This is a genomic window from Formosa sediminum (assembly GCF_007197735.1).
Classification (GTDB): domain Bacteria; phylum Bacteroidota; class Bacteroidia; order Flavobacteriales; family Flavobacteriaceae; genus Formosa; species Formosa sediminum.
Window position 1 is genome coordinate 528,356 of the sequence record NZ_CP041637.1, and the last position, 25,478, is coordinate 553,833.

At 32.7% G+C, this 25,478-nt stretch carries 21 protein-coding genes; 12 read left to right on the forward strand and 9 right to left on the reverse strand.

Annotated elements, in window-relative coordinates; all coding sequences use genetic code 11:
- Window positions 1-101: 101 nt before the first annotated feature.
- Window positions 102-2,594, reverse strand: coding sequence for a DUF5686 family protein (locus FNB79_RS02435; protein ID WP_143379786.1), 2,493 nt, complete (start codon window positions 2,592-2,594; stop codon window positions 102-104).
- Between the two features lie 67 nt (window positions 2,595-2,661).
- Window positions 2,662-3,639, reverse strand: coding sequence for a pyruvate dehydrogenase complex E1 component subunit beta (locus FNB79_RS02440; protein WP_143379787.1), 978 nt, complete (start codon window positions 3,637-3,639; stop codon window positions 2,662-2,664).
- Window positions 3,640-4,469: 830 nt separating this feature from the next.
- Here FNB79_RS02440 and FNB79_RS02445 point away from each other — a divergent pair.
- From FNB79_RS02445 to FNB79_RS02465, 5 genes are all read left to right on the forward strand, one after another.
- Window positions 4,470-5,216 (forward strand): electron transfer flavoprotein subunit beta/FixA family protein, encoded by a 747-nt coding sequence (locus FNB79_RS02445; protein ID WP_143379788.1) that lies wholly within the window; start codon window positions 4,470-4,472, stop codon window positions 5,214-5,216.
- Between the two features lie 54 nt (window positions 5,217-5,270).
- On the forward strand, window positions 5,271-6,233 hold the full coding sequence (locus tag FNB79_RS02450; RefSeq protein ID WP_143379789.1) for an electron transfer flavoprotein subunit alpha/FixB family protein: 963 nt from the start codon (window positions 5,271-5,273) through the stop codon (window positions 6,231-6,233).
- Window positions 6,234-6,401: 168 nt separating this feature from the next.
- On the forward strand, window positions 6,402-7,019 hold the full coding sequence (locus FNB79_RS02455; protein WP_143379790.1) for a bifunctional nuclease family protein: 618 nt from the start codon (window positions 6,402-6,404) through the stop codon (window positions 7,017-7,019).
- Window positions 7,020-7,030: 11 nt separating this feature from the next.
- The gene (locus tag FNB79_RS02460; protein WP_143379791.1) at window positions 7,031-8,740 is read left to right on the forward strand and encodes a NupC/NupG family nucleoside CNT transporter; all 1,710 of its coding nucleotides are present in this window, start codon (window positions 7,031-7,033) and stop codon (window positions 8,738-8,740) included.
- 182 nt (window positions 8,741-8,922) lie between these two features.
- Window positions 8,923-9,747 carry a thymidylate synthase gene (locus FNB79_RS02465; protein WP_143379792.1) on the forward strand — a complete coding sequence of 275 codons (825 nt, stop codon included), beginning with the start codon at window positions 8,923-8,925 and terminating at the stop codon, window positions 9,745-9,747.
- A gap of 39 nt (window positions 9,748-9,786) precedes the next feature.
- Here FNB79_RS02465 and FNB79_RS02470 read toward each other — a convergent pair whose 3' ends face one another.
- Entirely contained in the window at window positions 9,787-10,083 is a 297-nt protein-coding gene (locus FNB79_RS02470) for an isoamylase early set domain-containing protein (protein ID WP_143379793.1), read from the reverse strand.
- A gap of 247 nt (window positions 10,084-10,330) precedes the next feature.
- Between FNB79_RS02470 and FNB79_RS02475 the strand changes: the two genes are divergently transcribed.
- The 4 genes from FNB79_RS02475 (at window position 10,331) to lspA (ending at window position 14,388) form a co-directional block, all read left to right on the forward strand.
- Window positions 10,331-11,236 carry a dihydrofolate reductase gene (locus FNB79_RS02475; RefSeq protein WP_143379794.1) on the forward strand — a complete coding sequence of 302 codons (906 nt, stop codon included), beginning with the start codon at window positions 10,331-10,333 and terminating at the stop codon, window positions 11,234-11,236.
- Between the two features lie 84 nt (window positions 11,237-11,320).
- Window positions 11,321-12,880 (forward strand): NAD(P)/FAD-dependent oxidoreductase, encoded by a 1,560-nt coding sequence (locus FNB79_RS02480; protein ID WP_143379795.1) that lies wholly within the window; start codon window positions 11,321-11,323, stop codon window positions 12,878-12,880.
- 105 nt (window positions 12,881-12,985) lie between these two features.
- Window positions 12,986-13,882 carry an ACP S-malonyltransferase gene (gene fabD / locus FNB79_RS02485; RefSeq protein WP_143379796.1) on the forward strand — a complete coding sequence of 299 codons (897 nt, stop codon included), beginning with the start codon at window positions 12,986-12,988 and terminating at the stop codon, window positions 13,880-13,882.
- The gene (gene lspA / locus FNB79_RS02490) at window positions 13,882-14,388 is read left to right on the forward strand and encodes a signal peptidase II (protein ID WP_143379797.1); all 507 of its coding nucleotides are present in this window, start codon (window positions 13,882-13,884) and stop codon (window positions 14,386-14,388) included. Before fabD ends, lspA begins: the two co-directional genes overlap by 1 nt.
- A 34-nt stretch (window positions 14,389-14,422) precedes the next feature.
- On the opposite strand, the gene FNB79_RS02495 is transcribed toward lspA, so the two are convergent.
- The 3 genes from FNB79_RS02495 to FNB79_RS02505 all read right to left on the reverse strand — a co-directional run bounded on the left by FNB79_RS02495 (window position 14,423) and on the right by FNB79_RS02505 (window position 17,003).
- On the reverse strand, window positions 14,423-14,614 hold the full coding sequence (locus FNB79_RS02495) for a hypothetical protein (RefSeq protein WP_143379798.1): 192 nt from the start codon (window positions 14,612-14,614) through the stop codon (window positions 14,423-14,425).
- Window positions 14,615-14,854: 240 nt separating this feature from the next.
- Window positions 14,855-15,877 (reverse strand): UDP-glucose 4-epimerase GalE, encoded by a 1,023-nt coding sequence (gene galE / locus FNB79_RS02500; protein WP_143379799.1) that lies wholly within the window; start codon window positions 15,875-15,877, stop codon window positions 14,855-14,857.
- Window positions 15,870-17,003 carry a DegT/DnrJ/EryC1/StrS family aminotransferase gene (locus FNB79_RS02505; protein WP_143379800.1) on the reverse strand — a complete coding sequence of 378 codons (1,134 nt, stop codon included), beginning with the start codon at window positions 17,001-17,003 and terminating at the stop codon, window positions 15,870-15,872. The genes galE and FNB79_RS02505 overlap by 8 nt, the downstream gene beginning before the upstream one ends.
- 156 nt (window positions 17,004-17,159) lie before the next feature.
- Between FNB79_RS02505 and FNB79_RS02510 the strand changes: the two genes are divergently transcribed.
- Window positions 17,160-18,401, forward strand: a complete 1,242-nt coding sequence (locus tag FNB79_RS02510; RefSeq protein WP_143379801.1) for a 3-deoxy-D-manno-octulosonic acid transferase — start codon at window positions 17,160-17,162, stop codon at window positions 18,399-18,401.
- A 113-nt stretch (window positions 18,402-18,514) separates the two neighbouring features.
- The gene (locus tag FNB79_RS02515) at window positions 18,515-18,949 is read left to right on the forward strand and encodes a hypothetical protein (protein ID WP_143379802.1); all 435 of its coding nucleotides are present in this window, start codon (window positions 18,515-18,517) and stop codon (window positions 18,947-18,949) included.
- A 65-nt stretch (window positions 18,950-19,014) separates the two neighbouring features.
- On the opposite strand, the gene FNB79_RS02520 is transcribed toward FNB79_RS02515, so the two are convergent.
- From FNB79_RS02520 to FNB79_RS02530, 3 genes are all read right to left on the reverse strand, one after another.
- Window positions 19,015-19,266 carry a hypothetical protein gene (locus FNB79_RS02520; protein WP_143379803.1) on the reverse strand — a complete coding sequence of 84 codons (252 nt, stop codon included), beginning with the start codon at window positions 19,264-19,266 and terminating at the stop codon, window positions 19,015-19,017.
- Between the two features lie 200 nt (window positions 19,267-19,466).
- The gene (mgrA, locus tag FNB79_RS02525) at window positions 19,467-20,417 is read right to left on the reverse strand and encodes an L-glyceraldehyde 3-phosphate reductase (protein WP_394345109.1); all 951 of its coding nucleotides are present in this window, start codon (window positions 20,415-20,417) and stop codon (window positions 19,467-19,469) included.
- 120 nt (window positions 20,418-20,537) lie between these two features.
- Complete coding sequence (locus tag FNB79_RS02530; RefSeq protein WP_246073316.1) at window positions 20,538-22,787, reverse strand: transglycosylase domain-containing protein; 2,250 nt, start codon at window positions 22,785-22,787, stop codon at window positions 20,538-20,540.
- Window positions 22,788-23,125: 338 nt separating this feature from the next.
- Between FNB79_RS02530 and FNB79_RS02535 the strand changes: the two genes are divergently transcribed.
- A complete protein-coding gene (locus tag FNB79_RS02535) occupies window positions 23,126-25,405 on the forward strand; it encodes a patatin-like phospholipase family protein (protein ID WP_185967831.1) in 2,280 nt (759 codons plus the stop codon).
- The last annotated feature ends 73 nt before the right edge of the window (window positions 25,406-25,478 follow it).

Sequence of the window (25,478 nt, forward strand, 5' to 3'; positions counted from 1 at the left end):
ACTGAAGACTATAATTATAGGCAACCAAAAAAGGAATTGATTTCAGAAATAATAATTATAACGTTGTAAATTGATTATAATTAAAAAAATATGTCGAATCTTTAAAAATAAAATCCAAAAGTACCTGTAACCCCAAATTTTCGTGCATCTGGATTATCTAAATAATTTCCTCTAAAATTGAAATCAATTCGGAAAACTTTAAAAATATTTCCGATACCAAAACTATATTCATAATATACTTTATCATCTGGTGCATTATACACTACGTTTGAAGCATTTAAAGCAATATTTTCGTCTGAAACTTCACCCCAAACACCACGTATTCCAACAATTTCTCTTAAATTTAATTTACGTAAGAGTGGGATTCTTGAAAACAAACGACCGTTAAAATTATGCTCTAAATGTGCAGAAACATAGGTATCTGTTATAAATTCGTAATAATTTAATTGAGAAAAGGTATTATATATTGAGAAGTAAGCTTGGTTTCCTGGAACCACACTTAATAACCCCAAGGGTACTTCTCCAAATGTTTTTCCAGACTCCAATGTTGTTAGTAAACGCCCAAAACCACCAACTTGCCATGGTTGAGTATATGAAAACTGAACTTTAGTATAGTCGAAATCACTACTAAAAACATTTTTTTCGCCACGACTTACTTGTGCAAACAAGGTTGCATAATTACTATTTGCATTAGATCGCTCTACACCATAACCTGTCATACGTCTGTTTGGAAAATAGGTTACAGATAAAGCTGTTTCAAATTGTTTTAATTCTGATGCTATTTCGGTGTAACTATCATCTGTATAATAATCTAAATTAAATGCATCTGATGCAGACCTCAATGTTCTGTAATCTGCTCCAAATCTAAATACAACATTCTTTACAGGTTCTAACTCAAACGCTAAACTAGTAAGCTCTATATTTGTTAATTTATCGTTTGTGCCTTTTGCAAACAAGGCTGATGATGCCAAACTACGTCCTAACACATCTGTAGATGATGTTAAACTTGCCCCTATTTGCTCTATGTCTTTCCGGTGTCCTCCAGAGATTATAAAACGGTTTTCTTTATCTAATAACCATTTTCCAGAAATTCCATATTTTATTTTCTTGTCTCTAAAACCATAAGCTCCAAATCCTTCAAAACGCCACGGATCGTTCGGTCCGAAATAGGTACGTCCTCCTCCACGTATTCGGAGTCCTTCAACCTCGTTGTACCCAAAGCTAGAAAAAATAGGGCCGTAATCCATATTTAAATCATCTAACTCTATATAACCAGAAGCTAAAATGGTACCTACGTTATATAAGCGTTTAAATTTCTTAACGGTTTGCAAAGTGTCTAACATTTTATAAACACCTTTTTCGTCTTTACTTAAAGTTTCTAAGCGATTTGCTTCCCAAAACTCATCATCACGATTATAGGTATCTTCATTATACTCGAACACCTGCTCGTTATAAAAAGTGTCTGGTTTAGGCTTATCAAACACATAATTATCGTAAAGTGTTGTACGTTTACCGTAAACACCTCTAGCTTTTTCTTTTTTCTTAAATGCAAAATCTGACATAAAATAGTCTCTTTTTATAAGAAAAATAGAGTCGTTTAATACATCAAACTCTTGTTCAATATAAATCTCTTTTACCCAATTTATATTTGCACTTTTTGAGGCTTGCATGTTAATTTTTTTGATAGCGAAAGTCGAGTCATTCACCCAAAAATCACCTTTAAATGTCAATTCATTCTTACGGCGTGGGTAATAAATTATGTTATAACACCATTTATTTTCTATAAATGCACTATCTGCTAAAACATAATTGTACGTATTGATTCCTGTTTTAGATAATGGACTTACAAAACTTTTATCGAAAAATTTTAAATAGTTATCGTATACATCGTACTGGGAATACAAATCTTTAATGAAGTCTAAAATGAATTGATTATTACTAAATCCAGACATTTTATTTCCTTTTAAAACTTCGCGTTCTTTAACAGCAACATTGTCGCCATATACTTTGCTTGCAGATTCGTTAACAAAAATAGGAAGGTAAGTTTTACCTGTAACGTTAGAGGTGTCTACAGATTCAAAAATAAACTCCATGCCTTTAAAAATTTTACTTTTAGTAAAGGCGCTATCTATGGTATTTAAATCAAATTCTATTTTCTCATACTTATCGTACTCATAGTGATCGAATTTTCGAAGTCCATTTCTGCGTTTATGTTCCCATATTTTTCTCAAAATATCGATCGCAGGATTATTTTTTTTAGGTTGTTTTCCTGCTACAATAACAACTTGGTCTAATTGTGCTGTTTCTTCTTCTAATACAACCTTAAGGTTATAATTAATTTGTTTAGGTAATGCAACATCTTGAGTTATAAACCCTATAAAAGAAATGGTAAGGGTATCCCAATTGTTATCTGATTCCATATAGAACCGTCCTTCTTCGTTGGTAATAGTACCTTGTGAGGATCCTTTAAAAACAACGTTAGCATAAGCTACGGGTTCGTTATTCTCATCAAAGACATAACCGCTAACTTTTGTTTGCGCTAGTACAGATAGAAATCCGAAAAAAAATAATAGGAGGCTAAGTCTTAATTTCATAGTTAAAAAAAAACTTCATCAGCAATAAATCATGTTGATGAAGTTTTAAATATGTGATAAATGCAGTTTACTTGTACATTACCTTTTTAATAGCTTTTACTACATCATTACTGTTAGGTAACCATTCTGCTAATAATTCAGGAGAATAAGGTGCAGGAGTATCTGCTGTATTAATTTTTACAATAGGAGCATCTAAATAATCAAATGCTTGAGCTTGTACTTGGTACGTAATCTCTGTAGATACATTACCAAATGGCCATGCTTCTTCTAAAATGATTAATCTGTTTGTTTTTTTAACAGAGTCTAAAACCGTATTTATATCTAACGGACGAACAGTTCGTAAATCGATAATTTCACAAGACACACCATCTTTAGCAACTTCATCTGCAGCTTTATAAGCTTCTTTAATAATTTTACCAAAAGATACGATAGTAACATCTTTACCTTCACGTTTAACATCGGCAACACCAATAGGAAGCACATATTCACCATCTGGCACTTCACCTTTATCACCATACATTTGTTCACTTTCCATAAAAATTACTGGATCGTCATCACGTATAGCTGCTTTTAAAAGTCCTTTAGCATCATAAACGTTAGAAGGTACAATTACTTTTAAACCTGGAGTGTTAGCAAACCAACTTTCGAAAGCTTGAGAGTGTGTAGCTCCCAATTGACCAGCAGAAGCTGTTGGACCTCTAAATACGATTGGACATTTAAACTGCCCACCAGACATTTGTCTAATTTTTGCTGCGTTGTTTATAATTTGATCAATTCCTACTAACGAAAAGTTGAAGGTCATATACTCTACAATCGGCCTGTTACCAGTCATTGTTGAACCTACAGCTATACCTGCAAAACCTAATTCTGCAATTGGAGTATCGATAACACGTTTTGCACCAAACTCGTCTAACATTCCTTTTGATGCTTTGTATGCACCGTTGTATTCAGCAACTTCTTCACCCATTAAGTAAATGCTTTCATCTCTGCGCATTTCTTCACTCATGGCTTCACAAATCGCTTCTCTGAATTGAATTGTTCTCATGTATCATTTTTTAAGAACACAAAAATAACAATAAATAGAAAACTTTCAATAAAAGAATTATTATTAATTCATTAAAATGAAAAATAACTTAAAAAGAGTACTAAAACGATGTAAAAGACTCTAAACTATAATCCATTAGTAAAGACTTAATATATGCCGTTTTTCTCACTCTGTTTATTAAAACTAAAATTTAATAATCTCCAAAAATCTTATTTCCCCACATTTTAGTTTATGCTCTAGTTATACATCATTTATAATGATCACAAATTTAAACTTTATATTAAACGCTACGTTTGTCCATAATTATATAAAAAAGAAAGGATATTACTCTAAACTTATATTAAAGACTTTAAATTACTATTTAAACAATTACCTTATAAGCTAAATTGTATAACGTTAAGAAGAGTAAAATGAATAATAATATTTTTATTTTGTGGAAAGGATTTTAAAAGTCTATATAAAAGTGAATCCTCACATTTACACCTACAAAGTATAAATGTTACTTAATTTTTTTTTGATTTTTTATTTAAAAACAAAACAAACGGGTTTAGACGAAAATTATAATAATTAAAACAGTTAAAGCCTATTAAACATATAGACTTAGTAAACTGAAAATAAAACTATTACTCATACTTATAATTTATATTCTAATCAACAACAAACCTGCAACTTGAATATTGATCACAACTCCAAATGGAGTTAAATTCCACATTTAGCAAAATTTAACTCTTTTTTTTAATTATTTATTATGCGTGCATAGTAAAATTTAATTAAAATTCAATAACTTCGTAACAAAATAGATCCATACTTATTTAAAACAAACGAATATTATGAAAATTTTAGTGTGTATTAGCCACGTTCCAGATACGACTTCAAAAATAAATTTTTCAGAAGGAGATACTAAATTTGATACTAGCGGAGTACAATATATTATAAACCCTAACGACGAATATGGTTTAACTCGTGCCATATGGTTTAAAGAAAAGCAAGGTGCAACTGTAGATGTTGTAAATGTAGGCGGACCAGAAACCGAACCTACACTACGTAAAGCGCTTGCACTTGGTGCAGATAGTGCTATACGTGTAAACACTCCTGCTTTAGACGGTTATGCAGTAGCAGAACAATTGGCTAATGTATTTAAAAACGGAGATTACGATTTGGTTATTGCAGGTCGTGAATCTATTGATTATAATGGAGGAATGGTTCCTGGGATGCTTGCAGGATTAACCAATGCTAACTTTATAAATACATGTATTAGCTTAGATATTGATGGTACAAACGTAAAAGCTATTCGTGAAATTGATGGCGGAAAAGAAACTGTAAATACAAGTTTACCTTTGGTTATTGGAGCACAAAAAGGCTTGGTTGAAGAAAGTGATTTAAGAATCCCTAATATGCGAGGTATAATGATGGCACGCAAAAAACCTTTAACCATAGTAGATCCTATTGAAGCTTCTACAGAGACGGTAACTGTTAAATTTGAAAAGCCTAAACCTAAAGGCGCCGTTACACTAGTGTCTCCAGATAATTTAGACGAGTTAGTTAATTTACTTCATACAGAAGCTAAAGTTATTTAATCCAAACTTCAAGATCAAAACACAATTGATATTGAAATTAAAACTTAAAACAATATGTCAGTCTTAGTATATACAGAATCAGAACAAGGAACTTATAAGAAAGTAGCTTTTGAGGTAGCTTCTTATGCTAGAGCTATAGCAGACCAATTAGGCACTTCGGTAACAGCAATTTCAATTAACGCAGAAGATCCGTCCTTATTAGGAACTTACGGCGTAACAAGAGTCTTAAATGTTAAAGACAGTAAATTAGATACTTTTAATGCAAAATCTTATGCTCATGTTATAAATCAGGCAGCTGCAGAAGAAGGTTCAAAAATAGTTATAGTAAGTTCTAGTGCAGACAGCAAATATTTAGCACCATTATTAGCGATTGAATTAAAAGCAGGATATGCCTCTAATGTTGTGGCACTGCCTACAAATTTATCGCCGTTTACCGTTAAGCGTACCGCCTTTACAAATAAGGCGTTTAATGAAACTAGTATTAGTACTTCAATTAAATTAGTAGGTTTATCTAATAATTCTTTTGGAATAAAAGAACAGGCTACAGAAGCCGAAGTGGTAAATTACGCTCCATCTATACCAGATAATGGTGTACATGTAGAATCGGTAGACAAAGTTACAGATAAAGTTACAATAGCAGATGCCGATATTGTAGTCTCTGGAGGTCGCGGATTAAAAGGCCCAGAAAATTGGGGATTAATAGAAGATTTAGCAGAAGTATTAGGAGCTGCAACAGCATGTTCTAAACCGGTTTCAGATTTAGGATGGAGACCTCATGGAGAACACGTAGGGCAAACAGGAAAGCCTGTAGCAGCAAATTTATATATTGCTGTTGGTATTTCTGGGGCTATCCAACACTTAGCCGGAATTAATGCGTCTAAAGTTAAATTAGTAATCAATACAGATCCTGAAGCTCCTTTCTTTAAAGCTGCAGATTATGGTGTAGTTGGCGATGCTTTTGAAGTTGTACCTGCACTTATTGAAAAATTAAAAGCTTTTAAGGCACAAAATGCTTAATTTTTTTTAAATTGTATTAATAAAAAGACTGTTTAAAAGACTCCTACCCTTCAAATTTGTGATTAAATTTAAAGGAGTTTATCTATTTTTGCATGTTATTTTTAACAAAAAATGTAGAATAGGTTTGGTAAAGTCCCAATTTAAACAGTCTTTTGTGTTTTTAAATTTATGAGTTTAGTTAGACTAAATATAAAAGGTATTTCCTATAGCCAAACGCAAAATGGCGCTTATGCTTTAATACTCAATGAGGTAGATGGTGAACGCAAACTACCTATTGTTATTGGTGCATTCGAAGCACAATCTATAGCAATTGCTCTTGAGAAAGAAATTAGACCGCCACGCCCATTAACACATGATTTATTTAAAAATTTTTCAGACCGTTTTAATATAACGGTTAAGCAAGTCATTATCCATAAATTGGTTGACGGTGTTTTTTACTCAAGCTTAATTTGTGAACGAGACAACACAGAAGAAGTTATAGATGCCAGAACAAGTGATGCTATTGCTTTAGCGTTACGTTTCCAAGCCCCTATTTTTACTTATAAAAATATACTAGATAAAGCAGGGATTTATTTGAAAGTTAATCCAGAAAAAGAAAACGATAGTATGCATTCTGATGATGTGCTATCTGAAGATTTAGTTTCAAATGAACTTGAAAACACATCTCCAAAAGACAGTTACAAAACTAAAACCTTAGACGAGTTAAATCAATTACTAGCTAATGCTGTAATGAATGAAGACTACGAAAAAGCCGCTAAAATTCGAGATGAAATCTCGAAACGATAAAAAGCAAAAGTATGAAACACCTTTTATTTGCCCTCACTTTCATTTTTCTCGGATTATATTCTAGCGCACATGCGCAAAATATTGAAAAACTATGGCGGTTAGATCAACTTCAATCTAAAACAAAAGATTCTACACCATCTGCCAACTCGGCTTTTGAAACCCTAAAATTTGAAAACGGAGAATTTAATATTACCGATAACCACACGGTAGAATCTAATGGAAACTACACTTTACAAGACAATCTTTTAGTCTTCTATTACAATACACCCACAGACAAAATTCAGCACTTTAGAATTTCAGAATTTACAGATTCTACGCTTGTCTTCTCAAAAAACAATAGCACTTATAAATTTAAAACGGCATTAGCGGTGTCTCCTAGTGCAATAGCAACGACAGCCAAAGATGCAATAATTCCTAGTCAAGGATTTTCTACAAACAGTCTATTACGCGGTATGCTAGGAATGTTTATCCTTCTAATTATTAGCTATTTATTAAGTAGTAATAGAAAAGCTATAAATTGGAAAACTATAGGTGTTGGACTTAGTGCACAACTCATGCTAGCCATTGCTGTATTAAAAATTGAATTTGCTCAAAATGCATTTGAATTTGTTGGAAAAATATTTGTAAAAATTTTAGAATTCACACAAGCTGGTAGCGAATTTCTCTTAGGAAGCATGATGGATATTAATAATGTAGGTTACATTTTTATTTTTCAAATTCTACCAACAATTATATTCTTTTCTGCTTTAACTTCTGTATTATTTTATTTAGGAGTAATTCAAATAGTCGTTAAAGGAATGGCTTGGGTTCTTACTAAATTATTAGGTATTTCTGGAGCTGAGAGTTTAAGCGTTGCTGGTAATATTTTCTTAGGTCAAACAGAAGCTCCTTTAATGATTAAAGCCTACCTAGAACGCATGACAAAATCTGAAATCCTTCTCGTTATGGTTGGAGGGATGGCAACGGTAGCTGGAGGCGTTCTTGCTGCCTATATTGGTTTTTTAGGAGGCGAAGACCAAGCTTTAAAAATATTTTATGCTAAACACTTATTAACAGCATCTGTTATGGCTGCTCCTGGCGCTATTGTTATTTCTAAAATGCTTTATCCGCAACAAGAAAAAATTAGCTCAGAGATGGAAGTATCTCAAGAAAATATTGGTTCTAACATCTTAGATGCGATCGCTAATGGTACAACCGAAGGTTTAAAATTGGCCGCAAATGTTGGTGCTATGTTATTAGTTTTTGTTGCTTTTATTGCCATGATAAATTATGGCTTTGGAAAATTAGGAATGATTGGTGGTTTCAATACATGGATAAAAGCCAATACACCATATAAAATGTTTTCATTAGAATTTATTTTAGGATATATATTCTCTCCCTTAATGTGGATTATTGGGGTAGCTAAAGAAGATATGGCACTTATGGGGCAATTGCTTGGAATTAAACTTGCCGCAAGTGAATTTATAGGTTATATGCAACTGGCTGAATTAAAAGACGTAACTAAACCTATACATTTTCAGTTTGAAAAATCTATAATTATGGCCACTTACATGCTATGCGGATTTGCTAATTTTGCATCTATAGGAATTCAAATTGGAGGAATTGGATCTTTAGCTCCTGGAAAAAGAAAAACGCTTTCAGAGTTTGGTATTCGTGCACTTATTGGTGGAACAATTGCATCTTTACTATCTGCAACAATAGCCGGTATGATTATAGGATAAACATATTTACTGGCAAAGATTTCCCTCTTACTATTTTTTTAATCAACTTTAAGTGAGGTGTGTTTTAGAATTAATTTCTAAATTAACTTGTATTTTTAATTAGATTTGCACTGCAATTTTTATCTTTAAACGGTATTCAGTTATCAATTATTAATAGATTACTGCGTTCTAGCAGCTTATATATGAAACAGTATTTAGACCTTGTTAAGCACGTTTTAGAAACAGGAAACGAAAAAGGAGATCGTACAGGAACAGGAACCAAAAGTGTATTTGGTTACCAAATGCGATTTGATTTAAGCGAAGGTTTTCCTATAGTAACTACAAAAAAACTTCATTTAAAATCTATTATTCACGAATTATTATGGTTTTTAAAAGGAGATACCAACATAAACTACTTAACAGAGAATGGTGTAAAAATCTGGAACGAATGGGCTGATGATAATGGTGATTTAGGTCCGGTTTACGGACACCAATGGCGCAATTGGAATAACGATGAGATTGATCAGATTAAAGATATAATAGATACTTTAAAAACAAACCCTAATAGCAGACGCATGCTCGTTTCGGCATGGAACCCTTCAGTGTTGCCGGACGGTTCTAAATCGTTTAGTGAAAATGTAGCAAATGGCAAAGCTGCATTACCTCCTTGTCATGCTTTTTTTCAGTTTTATGTTGCCAACGGAAAATTATCTTGCCAATTGTACCAACGTAGTGCAGATATCTTTTTAGGTGTACCTTTTAATATTGCATCGTATGCCTTATTAACGATGATGATAGCTCAGGTTTGTGGCTATGAAGTAGGAGATTTTATACATACGTTTGGAGATGCGCATATTTATAGTAACCATTTCGAGCAAGTTAAACTGCAACTAAGCAGAGACCCAAAACCGTTACCAAAAATGATTATTAATCCTGATGTAGATAACATCTTCGATTTTAAATTCGAAGATTTTACTTTAGTCGATTATAACCCGCATCCGCATATAAAAGGTGCTGTAGCTATATAAAAAATGGCATGTTAGAGACTAAATATGCCGTTTTATAAATTATATTTTTAACACACTATTTTCTGCATCTGCAAAATCGTTCCAAACTTGCTCATCTGCGTCTATTTCATTCACAAACTCACCATCAACCACATATCTAAATTCATAAACAGAATCTACATCTAGATTAACCATACCTTTAAATGTCCCGTTTTTTAATTTTTTTAACGGCGTAGCTTTAGGATTCCAATCATTAAAAGTACCAATAACTACTACAGATTCTGCAGTTTCTGCAGGTACAGTAAAAGTTACTTTACAAATAGGCTTCGTTTTTAAATATTGTTTTGAAATTGCCATAAATTCTATGTTTTTAATTAATATAAATGTAATAAACTATTAGCCATTTTCAAACGAATAATCCTCTAGTTCACAAATAATTATGTTTTTCTTAAAAAAGAATTAAATTAGACTTAATCTTCTAAATTTAATTGTTACTTTTTCAAAATATTGATAAACATTTCTTCAGATTTAATTTTCAGCATTATAAAAATTTCAAATATTGAAGTAGAAATAGTATTTTTACTTTACTAACACATATATACCTATGTTCGGGACTAAAAAAAAAGTACCTCAAATTGATAAAGAACAATTAGAGCTAATAAAAAATGCACAAATGCGTATAAAGCAGAAAAAAAGACTATACACGCATTTTATTCTGTTCTTAATTGGATCTGTAGCATTAATTGTTGCCAATTTAGGACTACATATAGGCGAAACATTTAAACCTTTAGGTAAAGATTGGTTTATTTTTATTGTTGGATTTTGGCTTATAATTTTAATCTATCATACATTTAATGTGTTTGTTATTGATAGGTTTATGGGACCAACTTGGCAACAAGATCAATTAGATAAATTGGTTGCAAAACAAAAAGAAGGTATTGAAAAATTAAAAACTAAATTACCAGCTACTGAAACCGCGCCTACACCACCTGCGATCGAAAAAAAAAAATTGAATAGTAAACAAAATATTACCCTTATTGTTGCTGCCTCAGAGAATAATGCAATTGGTAAAGACAACCAACTTATTTGGCATTTAAAAGACGATTTGCAACGGTTTAAGTCGCTAACCTCTGGGCATTGCATTATCATGGGGCGTAAAACCTTTGAAAGCTTTCCTAAACCATTACCTAACCGTACTCATATTGTGATTACAACACAACAAAATTATAAAGTCCCGCATGGCGTTATTGTTGTTCACAATATAGATGATGCTTTAGATGCTGCTCTGGAAGACAAAACCCCATTTGTAATTGGGGGCGGAGAAATTTATAAACAAGCACTCCCTTTTGCAAATAAAATAGAACTTACTCGAGTACACGATACGTTTGAAGCCGACACACATTTTCCTGAAATAAACCTAAAAGAATGGCGTGAAATACAGAATATATATCACCCAGAAAACGAACAAAACGATCATGCTTTTTCTTTTATAACCTACGAACGTTTTTAAATCCAAACAAAAGGCCATATGCTTGTATAATGATATTGTAACCTTTACAAGTTCATTATCTGCAAATTTCTGTAAATTTGCAGCATGATAAAAGACATCCAGCTTCGAGTTTCTCTAGTAGAAGAATCTAAACAAGAGAATAGTTTATTGTGGAAATCGGCCAAAAAGCTAGACATTCCAAAAGAAAAAATTACAGGAATAAAAGTTCTTAGAAAATCTATAGATGCAAGAAAACCTGCAATTGTATTCAATTATAAAGTTGCTGTTTATATAAACGAACCGCTACCAGAAACCTCATCATATACTTTTAATTACAAAGATGTTTCTAAATCTAAACCCGTTCATATTATTGGTTTTGGCCCAGCAGGTATGTATGCTGCATTACGCTGTATAGAATTAGGATTTAAACCCATAGTTTTAGAACGCGGCAAAAATGTACAAGACAGACGTCGCGATTTAAAAGCCATAAATCAAGATCATTTTGTTAATGAAGATTCCAATTACTGTTTTGGTGAAGGTGGAGCAGGAACCTATTCAGACGGAAAATTATACACGCGTAGTTTAAAACGAGGCGATGTACGTCGCATTTTTGAAAACTTAGTTTACCATGGCGCTACAGACCAAATTTTAGTTGATGCACATCCACATATAGGGACTAATAAACTCCCTAAAGTGGTACAAAATATTCGTGAAACCATTTTAAAATATGGTGGAGAAGTACATTTTGAGACACGAGTAACCGATTTTACAATTACTAATAATAAGATTAAAGCCATACAGCTAATAAATGGAGAAGAACTAACTGTAAACCGTGTTATATTAGCAACAGGACATTCAGCTCGAGATATTTTTTATTTATTAGATAAAAAGAATATTGCTATTGAAGCAAAATCGTTTGCCATGGGAGTTCGTGTAGAACACCCACAACACATTATAGACTCAATTCAATACCATTGTACTGGCGAACGTAACGAACTTTTACCTGCCGCAGCTTACAGCTTAGTCCAACAAGTTAATGGTCGCGGAGTCTATTCGTTTTGTATGTGTCCTGGCGGATTTATTGTTCCGGCAGCTACAGCAAACGGAGAAGTTGTTGTAAATGGCATGTCGCCTTCTAAGCGAAATAATGAATTTGCAAATTCAGGTATTGTTGTTGAGATTAATGCAGATAAAGATTTATACAAATACGATTCCTTTGGTGCGCTAAAAGCATTAGAATATCAGAAAGATTTAGAAAAATTAGCTTTTACTTCGGGAGGACGTAGTCAGGTTGCACCCGCACAACGTTTAACAGATTTTGTTGAAGGCCGATTATCTTCAGATTTAAATCCAACATCTTATCAACCTGGAATAAAGAGTGTACCTTTACATTCATTATTACCAAAATTAATCGGGAAAAGTCTTAGAAAAGGCTTTGAATCTTTCGGACAAAAAATGAAAGGGTATTATACTGAAGAAGCTAATATTATTGGTGTAGAATCCAGAACCTCATCGCCTGTAAGCATTCCACGAAACGAAAAATTAGAACACCCACAAATTGCAGGTTTATTTCCTTGTGGCGAAGGTGGTGGTTATGCCGGCGGTATTATCTCTGCAGCAATGGATGGTGAGCGTTGTGCTGAAGCTGCATGTGCAAATCTTTAATTCCATTTTTATAAACAAACAGCTAAACACAAGTAAACCAACAGAATACTCTAAAAATAATATCTAAATAATATTCTTATTTTTACAATCTTAAAATTAAAAATTATGAATGCATATATATTTCCTGGTCAAGGTGCTCAATTTACAGGAATGGGACTTGATCTTTATGAACACTCTAAAGAGGCTCAAGAGTTATTTGAACAAGCTAATGCTATTTTAGGCTTTCCTATAACCGACGTAATGTTTGAAGGTTCTGCCGAAGACCTTAAACAAACCAAAGTTACACAACCAGCTATATTTCTTCATTCTGTAATTTTAGCAAAAAGTTTAGGGGATGCATTTAAACCAGATTTAGTTGCTGGACATTCTTTGGGAGAATTTTCTGCATTAGTAGCAGCAGGTGCTCTTACCTTTAAAGATGGTTTAAAATTAGTTTCTCAGCGTGCTTTAGCCATGCAGAAAGCATGTGAATTAGCCCCAAGTACTATGGCTGCTGTATTAGGTTTAGAAGATAATATTGTGGAAGATATTTGTAATGCTATTGATGGTGTAGTAGTGGCAGCAAATTATAATTGTCTAGGACAATTAGTGATTTCTGGTGAAACTTCTGCAGTTGAAAAAGCCTGTGAATCTTTAAAAGAAGCTGGTGCAAAACGTGCCTTAATTTTACCTGTAGGAGGCGCTTTCCATTCTCCAATGATGGAACCTGCTCGTGAAGAATTAGCTGCTGCAATAGAAAACACAACATTTAGCAAACCAAATTGTCCAATTTACCAAAACGTAACAGCTACAGCTATTACAGATGAAAATGAAATAAAAGCCAATTTAATTTCTCAACTTACTGCACCGGTGCGATGGACACAATCTGTACAACAAATGATTGCTGATGGAACAACACATTTTACAGAAGTTGGCCCTGGAAAAGTTTTACAAGGTTTAGTTAAAAAAATTGATAGAACTGTTGAAACAGCTTCTGCAACGTTTAATACGCCAACAACTTAATGAAGCTTACAAGAACAACATATATCATTGGTTTAATAGCTTTAAACATTGCTTTAGATCAGATCTCAAAATTTATTGTTAGAGCCTATGTTACACCTTACGAAACTACTGAACTATTAGGTGATAAATTTATATTAACTAATGTAGAAAATTCAGGTGCTTTTTTAAGTTTAGGTAGTGACCTTAACCCCACATTAAAAAGTATATTTTTATTACTCTTACCAATAGTTGTATTGGGTTATATAACCTATTATATTATTTCAAATAAAACTTTAGACCGTTTTGCAATCTTTGGGTTCGCTTGTATTATTGGCGGAGGTATAGCCAATGTGTATGATAGGATTTTATATGGATCTGTAACCGATTTTTTTCATATAGATTTAGGTGGTATATTTAAAACGGGGGTGTTTAACGTTGCAGATATGTCTGTAATGTTAGGTATGGGACTTTTACTCTACTCCAATTTTATTACCAGTAAAAAGGCAAAACAAACTGCTCATAAATAATAAAAGCCCCAAGAAAGTATCTTGGGGCTTTTTATTAGGCTCTTAGGAGACAATCTTCACAATCTTTAATTTCTCCGTAATATGTTTCTCTATATTTATGCACTGTTTTAAAAGGCATATTTAAAAATAACATTTTTATGTAAGTTACTTTTGTTTGCAATACACCCATTTTTGGTGTAAATCTTGCTTCATTTTTAGTTTCCCGTTTTACTGTAATCAATTTCATAATATCATATTTCATTATAAATCAAAGATACTTAATCCAATACAAATAAACGAGACCATACGCCATTACCCTATCATTTAACTATAGAATTATACTTTATTCAACAATTTTAAAGATATGGTAAAGATAATGCATCAAAAAACAGCTCAAACAGTAAGTTTTTTCTTTCGAAAACATATAAAAAAACCTTCTCTACAGTATATTGTAAAGAAGGCTTAAATTAAATTAACACTACTTAATTTACTTATTTCTTATCTTTTTTTCCCATTTCCATGCCGAACGCATAGCGTCATCTAAAGTGAGTTCCGATTTCCAACCTAATACTGTATTTGCCTTTTCTGTATCTGCAAATGCAGCAACAACGTCACCTTCACGACGTGGAGCTATTTTATAATTTAATTGTTCACCAGAAACTTTCTCAAAAGATTTTATAGCTTCTAGCACAGAACTACCTGTACCAGTACCCAAATTAAAGACTTCAAAATTAGATTCGTTTTTTTGATCTAGAAGACGTTTTAACGCTATAACATGAGCTTTAGCTAAATCTACCACATGTATATAGTCTCTTACGCATGTTCCATCTGTAGTGGGATAATCGTCTCCAAAAACAGATAATTGCTCGCGTAAGCCTACTGCAGTTTGTGTTATAAATGGGACTAAATTTAAAGGGACTCCTATAGGCAATTCTCCAATATGTGCAGATTCGTGAGCTCCAATTGGATTAAAATAACGCAAGGCGATGGCTTTTAGATTCTGGCTCACCTTACAACTATCTTTAATAATCTCTTCTCCGATTTGTTTAGTATTTCCATATGGAGACTCTGCAGGTTTAACAGGCGCGTTTTCTGTGATAGGTAGCTCATCTGCTTGACCATACACCGTACAAGAAGAACTAAAAATAAAGTTAGCGGTATCTAGCTTATTTAATTCTTGTAAAACATAAACCAAAGTATTAATATTATTCTCATAATATAATAGTGGATTACCTACACTTTCACCTACAGCTTTACTAGCCGCAAAGTGAATAACACCTTTAATATCCTGATGTGTTTTAAAAAAATCTTGTACCAAGTGTTTGTCTTTTAAGTCTAACTCTACAAACAAAGGTGTTTTCCCTGTAATTTTTGTTATTCCTTTTAAAACATCTTTAGAAGAATTGGATAAATTATCAATAATCACAACTTCATAGCCTTCATTTTGAAGTTCTACAACGGTATGAGAACCAATAAAACCAAGTCCTCCAGTAACTAATATTTTATGCATTTATAAACGATTTTACTTTGTCTGTAATATATTCTATTTGGTCGTCGTCTAACTCTGTATGCATAGGTAACGAGATTACTTCTTTAACTAATTGATTAGTCACTTCAAAATCGGCTTCGTTATAACGCGCGTCTGCATACGCTTTTTGCTTATGTAAAGGTATTGGGTAGTACACACCGCAAGGAATATCGTTTTCATTTAAAAACTTAACAAGGGCATCGCGATCTACTCCAGTAACTTTTAAAGTATATTGATGAAAGACATGATTGTCTTCGGCTCCATTTCTGAATGGAATAGTAATATGTTTTTCATCTTTAAAAGCAGCATCATATTTATTTGCAGCCGCTATTCTCGCTTTATTATAACCATCTAAATTTGGCAATTTGGCTCCTAAAACAGCAGCTTGTATAGCATCTAATCTAGAATTAACTCCTACTACATCATGATGATAACGCTCATACATACCGTGATTAACAATTCCGCGAATGGTATGTGCTAGCTCATCATTATTCGTAAAGATTGCTCCACCATCACCATAACATCCTAAATTTTTAGAAGGGAAAAATGAAGTTGCTGCAACATCACCAATAGTTCCTGCTTTTACTTTGGTACCATCTTTATAGGTATAATTTGCACCTATAGCTTGGGCATTATCTTCTATTACATATAAATTATTAGCTTTTGCTACTTCCATGATAGCCTCCATATTAGCACATTGACCAAATAAATGTACAGGCACAATTGCTTTAGTATTAGGCGTAATCGCGTTTTTAATTGCGTTTACATCTATGTTAAAAGTATCTGGTTCTACATCAACCAAAACAGGTGTTAATTGTAATAAAGCAATCACCTCAACAGTTGCGGCAAATGTAAAATCTGTTGTGATAACCTCATCTCCAGGTTTTAATCCTAGACCCATCATTGCAATTTGTAACGCATCTGTACCATTTGCACATGGAATAACATGCTTTACATTTAAATACTGTTCTAAGTTTTTTTGAAATTCGTGAACCTTTGGTCCGTTTACAAATGCTGTTGTTTCTAAAACGTCTTGGATAGAATCGTTAACAACATCCTTTATTCTTGCATATTGACTCTTTAAGTCAACCATTTGAATTTTTCTCATAAAAAAGAAATTAAGGCCCTTTACACCAAAGTAAATAAACCATGAAAATTAATAAATCCTTTTGGAACATTAAGCACACGAATTTACGAAAATCAGGAACGTTTACCAATCATATTATGACAAAGAAATCCTATTTTTGTCTCAAAGCTTTTTGATTTGAGAATTCTATACAATATCGGCATATTCCTAGCGCATTATTTACTTCAGGTGATTGGTTTATTCAATTTAAAGATTAAATCTGGCGTTATTGGCCGTAAAGAAACTTTTGAAATTTTAAAACGTACAATAGCTCTTACAGATAAAACGCTTTGGTTTCATTGTGCTTCTTTGGGAGAGTATGAGCAAGGACTACCAGTATTTTCGGCCATTAAAACTTTATACCCCAAACATAAAGTGGTGCTTTCGTTTTTTTCCCCTTCGGGTTACGAAATAAGAAAAAATTCTCCAATTGCAGATTGTGTTGTGTATTTACCGCTTGACTCTAAAAGTAATGCTAAACTTTTTTTAGATCTGGTACATCCAGAACTGACTGTATTTGTAAAATATGATATTTGGCCCAATTTATTAAACGCATTAAAACGCAGACAAGCAAGAGCCATTTTAATATCTGCACTATTTAGAAAAGAACAAATTTTCTTTAAAGCCTATGGTGGTTTTATGAAAAATGCGCTGTTTGCATTCGAGCATATTTTCACACAAGATGCCCGCTCTAAAGATCTTTTAAACGCTATTCATTACAACTCCGTAAGCATCTCTGGAGATACTCGCTTTGATCGAGTTTCTAGTCAGCTACAAATAGATAACACCTTAAATTTTATCGCCCAATTTAAACAAGACAACTTCTGCCTTGTAGCCGGAAGCACTTGGCCAGAAGACGAAAAATTATTGGTAAACTATATTAATAATGAAGCTCCCGTAAATGTGAAATTTATTATAGCACCACACAATATTAAATCCAATCAGATCCATCAATTAAAACAGAACTTAAAGGTAAATACGGTGCTTTATTCAGAATACGATATGAACACCATATCTAAAGCCACAGTGTTTATTATAGACACTATAGGCATACTAACAAAAATTTATAATTATGCAGATATTGCATATGTAGGTGGAGCAGTTGGAACAACAGGCTTACACAATACTTTAGAACCTGCTGTGTTTGGAATACCTATAATCATTGGAAATCATTTTGAAAAATTTCCTGAGGCCAAGGCCATGTTAGACCATAAAGGCTTATTTTCTATTAGTAACCAAACCCAGTTAAATCAAGTAATTAACCAATTAACTCAAGATGAAAATGTTAGAAAAACAGCTGGAGCTAAAAATGCTTTATATATTAATAAAAATAAAGGTGCTGTAAATACAATTAAAACGCATTTAAGCAAAAAAGTTTAATAATTCATATTTTTAACTAAAAATTAGAAAAAATTAACATTTTAAATATGATGATTTCTAATAAGTTATTAACTTGGCCCTTGAAAATTAACAATAACTATAACATTCAAATTATGAAAAAAATTATTTTAAGTGCTGCGCTAGTGTTTGCTTTAGCTACAACTTTCACATCTTGTAGAGACGTAAAAGAAAAAGCAGACAATGCTGTTGAAGCAACTGGAGAAGCAATGGACGACGCTGCTGATGCAACTGAAGGTGCTATGGAAGATGCCGGAGAAGCTATTGATGATGCTGCCGACGCAACAAAAGATGCCGTAAATGATGCAGTAGATGCAACTGGAGAAGCAATTGATGATGCTGCCGACGCAACAGAAGGTGCTGTAAAAGATGCATCTGATGCTGTTGATGGTGCTGCTACTGATGCTAAAAATACTGCTGACAAAGCTGTAAATGATGCTTCTAATGCTGTTGATGGTGCCGCTACTGATGCTAAAAATGCAACTAAAAAAGCTGCTAACGACGCAAATACTGCTATTCAAGGAAAATAATTTATTTTCTTGAGTTAGAGACAAAAAAATCCCTTGTAATATTTTTTTACAAGGGATTTTTATATTTAAAACACTAAGCTCGCCATTTTATATTTCCACTTAAACGGCTGGATTTTAGCATCTACTTTCTTTTTATAGGATGAAAAAACATTATCATCTCCAAAAGCTTTACTTACCATGCCATCATGAGTTTTCTTACGATTAAGAATTTTAGACTTTTTGGTATCATCGTCGTCTGAACTTCCCATAATATCTACGACATCACTTACAAAACTTTTGTTTTCGGATTCTACTTTAGATGTGATATCTGAGGACACTCCTAAATCCTTACTAGGTTTTAAAGCCGATAGTAAATCTGTTGAAACTCTGGGGTAGGTAATTTAATATTTTGTGCTTGACTTACTGTAGAACCTAATGCTAAAACAAGTAAACACATGTAAACGAGTGATTTTTTCATAATTAATAACGTTTTGGTTAGAATGCCTAAATTGAATACCTTATTATTTTTCTGTTATCATTATAAAATCGAGGCTATAGCTTTCAATTCTGAATCTGAAAACTCTAAATTATTTAAGGTCTTTAAATTTTCTAATAATTGAGATTTTGTGCTCACCCCAACTAATACAGACGTTATTCTATCATCTTTTAATAGCCATGCTATAGCTAATTGTGCTAAACTCTGGTTACGAGATTCTGCAATTGCATTTAAACGTACAACTTTATCCATGATTTCAGGAGTTACATGTTCCTTTTGTAAAAACCCTGTTGCTTTTGAAGCTCTTGAGTTTTTTGGTATACCCTTTATATATTTATCCGACAATAACCCTTGTGCTAAAGGTGAAAATGCAATTGCCCCTATGCCTTCTTGTTCTAATACATCTAATAATCCATCTTCTACCCAGCGATCTAACATACTATATCTTGGCTGATGAATTAAACATGGTGTGCCTAATGTTTTTAAAATTTCAGCAGCCCTTTGGGTTTCTGTGGCACTGTAATTTGAAATCCCTACGTATAATGCTTTACCTTGTCTAACTATTAAATCTAATGCAGACATAGTTTCTTCTAAAGGCGTATTTGGATCTGGTCTGTGGTGATAAAACACATCTACATAGTCTAAACCCATACGCTTCAAACTCTGATCTAAACTAGACACCAAATATTTTTTAGATCCCCATTCTCCATAAGGACCAGGCCACATCTTATATCCAGCTTTTGTAGAAATAATAAGCTCGTCTCGATATGGCAAGAAACTAGATTTTAAAATTTTGCCAAAATTAGATTCTGCACTCCCAGGAGGCGGTCCGTAATTATTAGCTAAATCAAAATGTGTGATTCCATTATCAAATGCGGTGTGCAACATTTGCTTTCCATTATCTAAGGTATCTACATCGCCAAAATTATGCCATAATCCTAATGAAAGTAATGGCAAAACCAATCCGCTTTTTCCACACCTTCTATAGATCATGCTGTTATATCTATTATCGTTTGCTTGATACATGTCTGTCGATTTAATTAATATTTCACCTCAAAAATATAAAATATTTATACGCTAAGTTTTTATATGAAACATTGTATGTATAAGCACCTATTCTCCAAATACTTTCTCTTTTTTCTTTTTTCCAAAAAGACGTTTAAAAAAACCATCGCGTTTGTCAGGCTCACAATCTAAAGCTTCTAAAACGTCTTGAGATGGCGAATTAAACTTGGCATTTGTAATGTTATTAAAATCTGAATCTTTATTTAATCGGTTTAAAAAATTAGCAACTATGGGTAAAGCAGAATTGGCACCTTGACCAATACCCGTACTACTAAACCCAATTTGATGATTATCGTTACCAACCCAAGAACCCATTACTAAATGTGGTGTAATACTCATAAACCAACCATCGCGATTATCTTGTGTTGTTCCTGTTTTTCCTGCCATATCGTTAGTTATATCATACGTAGTACGCATTCTTGTGGCTGTACCCTCGTCTATGGTTGCTTTCATAAATTGTATCATGATTTCGCGAGTACGAGCTGAGAACGCGGCTTCTAATGGTGCTTTTGGTTTATACTGATATAATATTTTACCATCTTTATTTTCAATTTTTTCTATAAAATAGGGTCTTGAAGGGATGCTCTGGTTTGCATAACTGGTATAAGCTGCAGTGAGCTCCATAAGCGATAATTCGGCAGTTCCTAATGCTAAAGATGGTACTTTTGGTAAATCTGAAATTATTCCCATTTTACGTGCTTGTGCTATAACTGGATTAATACCTACAGTTTCCATTACTTTAACAGCAATCGTATTTATAGATCTACTTAAAGCTTTTTCTAACGAATAGTTCATATAAGGGTCTTGTTCTTCATCAGAAGCATTTGAAGGAGTCCAACCGTCTTTATCTGTATAGGTAATTTCTTTCACAGAAAAATAAGTACAAGGCTCCATGCCAGATTCTAAAGCCGCAGTATAAACAATAGGTTTAAAGGTAGATCCAACTTGACGTTTACCCATAGTAACATGGTCATATTTAAAATGTTCAAAATTTACACCACCAACATATGCTCTAACAGCTCCTGTTTGAGGCTCAATTGCAACAAAACCTGCATTTAAAAACTTTAAATAATGTTTTAAACTATCTATTGTAGATAATGAAACTATAGTATCTCCTTCGTAAGTAAATATAGGTTTCTTCGATTTTTTTCTGAGTGAATCCATAATTTGAGATTCAGTAAGCTTCTTGGTTTTTAACCGCTTATATTCTGGTAATTTCTTTACAATTTCATTTACTAATGCTTCATTTTTCAGCCAAGGCGCAGAGGCACCATAAGCATTTTCAAATTGAACTTGCAAACGCTCCATATGGCTTGTCATACCTTTCTCGGCATACTCTTGCATTGTATTATCTAGAGTGGTAGTTATTTTAAGGCCATCTGTATATAAATCATAATCCGTTTGATCTGTATGATTAATACTGTCTAAAACACGGGTTACTTGTTTACGTACTTGTTCTCTAAAATATGGAGCTAAACCTTCGTTGTAGGTAAATTTGTGATAATCTATTTTTAAAGGCGAATTACTCTCTTTTAAACGTGTAGCGTTATCTATATAACCATATTTTTCCATTTGCTGTAAAACAATGTCGCGACGAAACTGACTACGTTCAGGGAACAATCTGGGGTTATAACTATGATTTGCTTTTAATGTTCCGACAAGTGTAGAAGCTTCAGACAAACTAAGTTCGTGTGTTGTTTTATTAAAAAAACGTTGAGATGCACTTTCTATTCCAAAAGTATTTTCACTAAAAGGTACTGTATTTAAATACAAGGTTAAAATATCATTTTTATCGTATATAGCCTCTATACGTGAAGCAATAATCATTTCAGAAATTTTATTAACTGGTAGTGATAAAATACCATGCTTATCTCTTCCATATAAATTTTTAGCTAATTGCTGGGTTATGGTACTACCACCTCCAGCAGAATCGTCTTGAAGTAATAAGCTTTTAAAAAACACTCTAAAAAAACTACGATAATCAATACCTTCATGCTCATAAAAACGAGCATCCTCTGTAGCAACTAGCCCATCTATAAGATATTGTGGGATGTCTTTATATTCAATTATACTCCTATCAAACACAAAGTATTTACCCAATAAGGCTTTATTATTATCTAATATAAGACTAGCTTCTGCTTGTTTTAAATCAGAAAGCTCAGTTTTAGACGGTATTTTACCCCACAATCCAACATAAATGCTTCCAATAAAGAGAAGTAATAATATAAAACCTGCTATACCTATTTTTATAATTAAGGCAATCCAGTTTTTCTTCTTTTTTTGTGTATTTTTTTTCAAGTTTAAAATTTAAAATGCGTTTAACTTAAGTGTTATCCGGAATTGATCTTATGCAATAAAATAATGTCAGTGCTTTTTACTTTATTAATCCTCTTAGCATTAACAAAACGACCTAAAAGCTAAATTATTCTAAAAGATCATTTTTTATTAACTTTAAAGATAGATGGATTTAACTCTAATAACATAAAACAAAATTAAGATGGTTTCTATATGTTGATCATATAGTTTAAAAGCAAATTTAGGCTATTTTTGCGTAAATTAATAGATTACACTAACTAACAACTAGCCTTCCTCAAATGAATAATTTCAGTAAATTCTTTATAATTTTAAGCTGCTTTATGTGGGTTCTTGTAGGTCATGCCCAAGATAAAGAAAAACCTAAAGTAGCATTAGTACTTAGTGGAGGTGGTGCTTTGGGAGTCGCTCACATTCCAACGTTACAAAAATTAGACTCTTTAGGCATTGTTCCTGATTTAATAGTGGGCACAAGTATGGGAAGTATTGTAGGCGGATTATATGCTATTGGATATACAGGAGACGAAATAGCAGAACTCGCCAAAACAACAGATTGGGATGCCCTGTTTACTGGTGATGTGTCTATAAAAGATGTAAGTAATGAGGAAAAAAGTGAATTTGAACGCTACTCCTTAGATTTTGAAATTGTAAATGGAAAAATAAAACCATTAGTAGCAATATTAAACGATCAGAATTTAAGAGATTTTTTTAGCGTCTTAACTTATCCTGTTTATAATATTAACAATTTCGACGATTTCTCTATCCCTTTTAGATCTATGACCACGGATATTGTTAATGGTGAACAACTGCTTATATCTCAAGGCTCTTTAACTACTGCAATGCGCGCAAGCATGTCTATTCCTGGCGTTTTTAAACCTGTAGAATATGAAAACACATTATTGGTAGACGGAGGTGTTTTAAATAATTTTCCTGTAGATGTTGCAAAAAAAATGGGAGCAGATTTTATAATCGGAAGTGAAGTTAGTGGTGGATTACGCAAAAAAAAGGAATTAGATAATCTAGAAAATGTGCTTTTTCAAACCGGTATGATTTCTAGTAAAATTCTTACCGAAAAAAACAAACAAGATTGCGATATTTTAATTGATAACGTTCCTAATTTACAGTTTACATCTAGTGATTTTGACAAAACTGATATAATTTATCAAGACGGAAAAAAAGCAGTACACGACAATGAAGATAAGTTTGTTGCCTTGGCCGAAATGTTAAAACCTTACAAACAAAGAACACACCAAAAGCCAAACATGGACAGAGTTGTAAGCGTAGACACTATTATATATAAAGGCATTAGTAAAAACAATTTGCGTTTGGTAATGTGTCGTTCCGATCTAAAACCCCATCAAGAATATACTACAGCCGAAGCCAGAAACCATATTAATAGAATTCTCGGAACCAATTTATTTAGTTCTATATACACCAACCCTATTATAAATGGGGCAACTACCGGTGTAGAGATTACGGCTAAAGAAAAAGCACTTAATCAAATTAAATTAGCTGGACATTTTGATAATTACAGAGGTGTAGGACTATTAGTAAACTACACTGGCAGAAACATAATCGGAGCCTCTTCGCGTTTAATGACTACAATAGATATTGCTGAACAACCTAAATTTAAGGTACAGTATCAAAAGATATTTGGGAACAATAAAGATTTTTGGTTTAGATCTGAAATTTTTGGGGTTAAACTAGATCAAGATGTTTTTATAAGTGGAGAATCTGTAGATGAAATGAATTATAAATACTTACAAATAGACAACTCTATTAATAAAAACATTCATACCTTAAAAAGTTTTATCGGAGTAGGTTTAAGCTATCAAAATACAAGTCTAAAACCCGAAGCCGATCCTGATATCGCTAATAACATTTTTAACCTTATAAATTACAAACTAAGAACTACAGAGGTATATGGACAATATGCTTACAACACTTTAGATAAAGTGTTTTTCCCTTCAAAAGGGTTAAACATTGAAACCCGCTTAGGACGAGCTTTTTATAATAATGTAAACGCTAAATTTTACGACAGATCTATTAGAGACAATGAATCTGGACATTTAACTGGATTTACAAAATTAAGATTTCACCTAAAAAACATAATTGCAATAAATGGTAAACTAAGTGTATTAGTTGGTGGAAATGTTGGATTTACATTTTTAGACGACGTAGAATCTGACGATGCATCATACCAAGAATTAGGTTATGGGGCCAACTATTATATTGGAGGAAATATTAGACGTACCCGTAGAGACAATTACAAATTTTATGGCCTACTTGAAGACGAACTGCCTGTAACTCAATTTATGGGCGCCAATATTGCCGTACAATATGAATGTATTAAAAATTTGTATGTTACACCTCATTTTAATATCGCTTCTGTTGGTTTTGATGATTTTTCTGATTTCTCTAAAAATGCATTTTCCCCCACTGGAGAATGGAAAGACAATTTGGAAACTAGCAACCTTGTATCTCTAGGTACTACATTCTCTTATAACTCTATACTTGGCCCAATAGATTTGGATTTAAGCTGGGTAAATAGCACAGAAAAATTTAGACTATCATTTGCACTGGGTATTCCTTTAGGACGATAAAATAGTGTAGTATATTATTATTGTTATTGGCTTCAAAATAATATACTACAAATGATCTTTAACAGGTACATCT

Bases quoted from the DNA above. Each gene is read 5' to 3' on its own strand.
- FNB79_RS02515 (WP_143379802.1), top strand. From the start codon at position 18,515: ATGAAAAAAATTATTTTAAGTGCTGCGCTAGTGTTTGCTTTAGCTACA.
- FNB79_RS02465 (WP_143379792.1), top strand. From the start codon at position 8,923: ATGAAACAGTATTTAGACCTTGTTAAGCACGTTTTAGAAACAGGAAAC.
- lspA (WP_143379797.1), top strand. From the start codon at position 13,882: ATGAAGCTTACAAGAACAACATATATCATTGGTTTAATAGCTTTAAAC.
- FNB79_RS02445 (WP_143379788.1), top strand. From the start codon at position 4,470: ATGAAAATTTTAGTGTGTATTAGCCACGTTCCAGATACGACTTCAAAA.
- FNB79_RS02440 (WP_143379787.1), bottom strand. From the start codon at position 3,639: ATGAGAACAATTCAATTCAGAGAAGCGATTTGTGAAGCCATGAGTGAA.
- FNB79_RS02450 (WP_143379789.1), top strand. From the start codon at position 5,271: ATGTCAGTCTTAGTATATACAGAATCAGAACAAGGAACTTATAAGAAA.
- FNB79_RS02460 (WP_143379791.1), top strand. From the start codon at position 7,031: ATGAAACACCTTTTATTTGCCCTCACTTTCATTTTTCTCGGATTATAT.
- FNB79_RS02435 (WP_143379786.1), bottom strand. From the start codon at position 2,594: ATGAAATTAAGACTTAGCCTCCTATTATTTTTTTTCGGATTTCTATCT.
- FNB79_RS02480 (WP_143379795.1), top strand. From the start codon at position 11,321: ATGATAAAAGACATCCAGCTTCGAGTTTCTCTAGTAGAAGAATCTAAA.
- FNB79_RS02535 (WP_185967831.1), top strand. From the start codon at position 23,126: ATGTGGGTTCTTGTAGGTCATGCCCAAGATAAAGAAAAACCTAAAGTA.
- FNB79_RS02505 (WP_143379800.1), bottom strand. From the start codon at position 17,003: ATGAGAAAAATTCAAATGGTTGACTTAAAGAGTCAATATGCAAGAATA.
- FNB79_RS02495 (WP_143379798.1), bottom strand. From the start codon at position 14,614: ATGAAATTGATTACAGTAAAACGGGAAACTAAAAATGAAGCAAGATTT.
- galE (WP_143379799.1), bottom strand. From the start codon at position 15,877: ATGCATAAAATATTAGTTACTGGAGGACTTGGTTTTATTGGTTCTCAT.
- FNB79_RS02470 (WP_143379793.1), bottom strand. From the start codon at position 10,083: ATGGCAATTTCAAAACAATATTTAAAAACGAAGCCTATTTGTAAAGTA.
- mgrA (WP_394345109.1), bottom strand. From the start codon at position 20,417: ATGATCTATAGAAGGTGTGGAAAAAGCGGATTGGTTTTGCCATTACTT.
- fabD (WP_143379796.1), top strand. From the start codon at position 12,986: ATGAATGCATATATATTTCCTGGTCAAGGTGCTCAATTTACAGGAATG.
- FNB79_RS02455 (WP_143379790.1), top strand. From the start codon at position 6,402: ATGAGTTTAGTTAGACTAAATATAAAAGGTATTTCCTATAGCCAAACG.
- FNB79_RS02475 (WP_143379794.1), top strand. From the start codon at position 10,331: ATGTTCGGGACTAAAAAAAAAGTACCTCAAATTGATAAAGAACAATTA.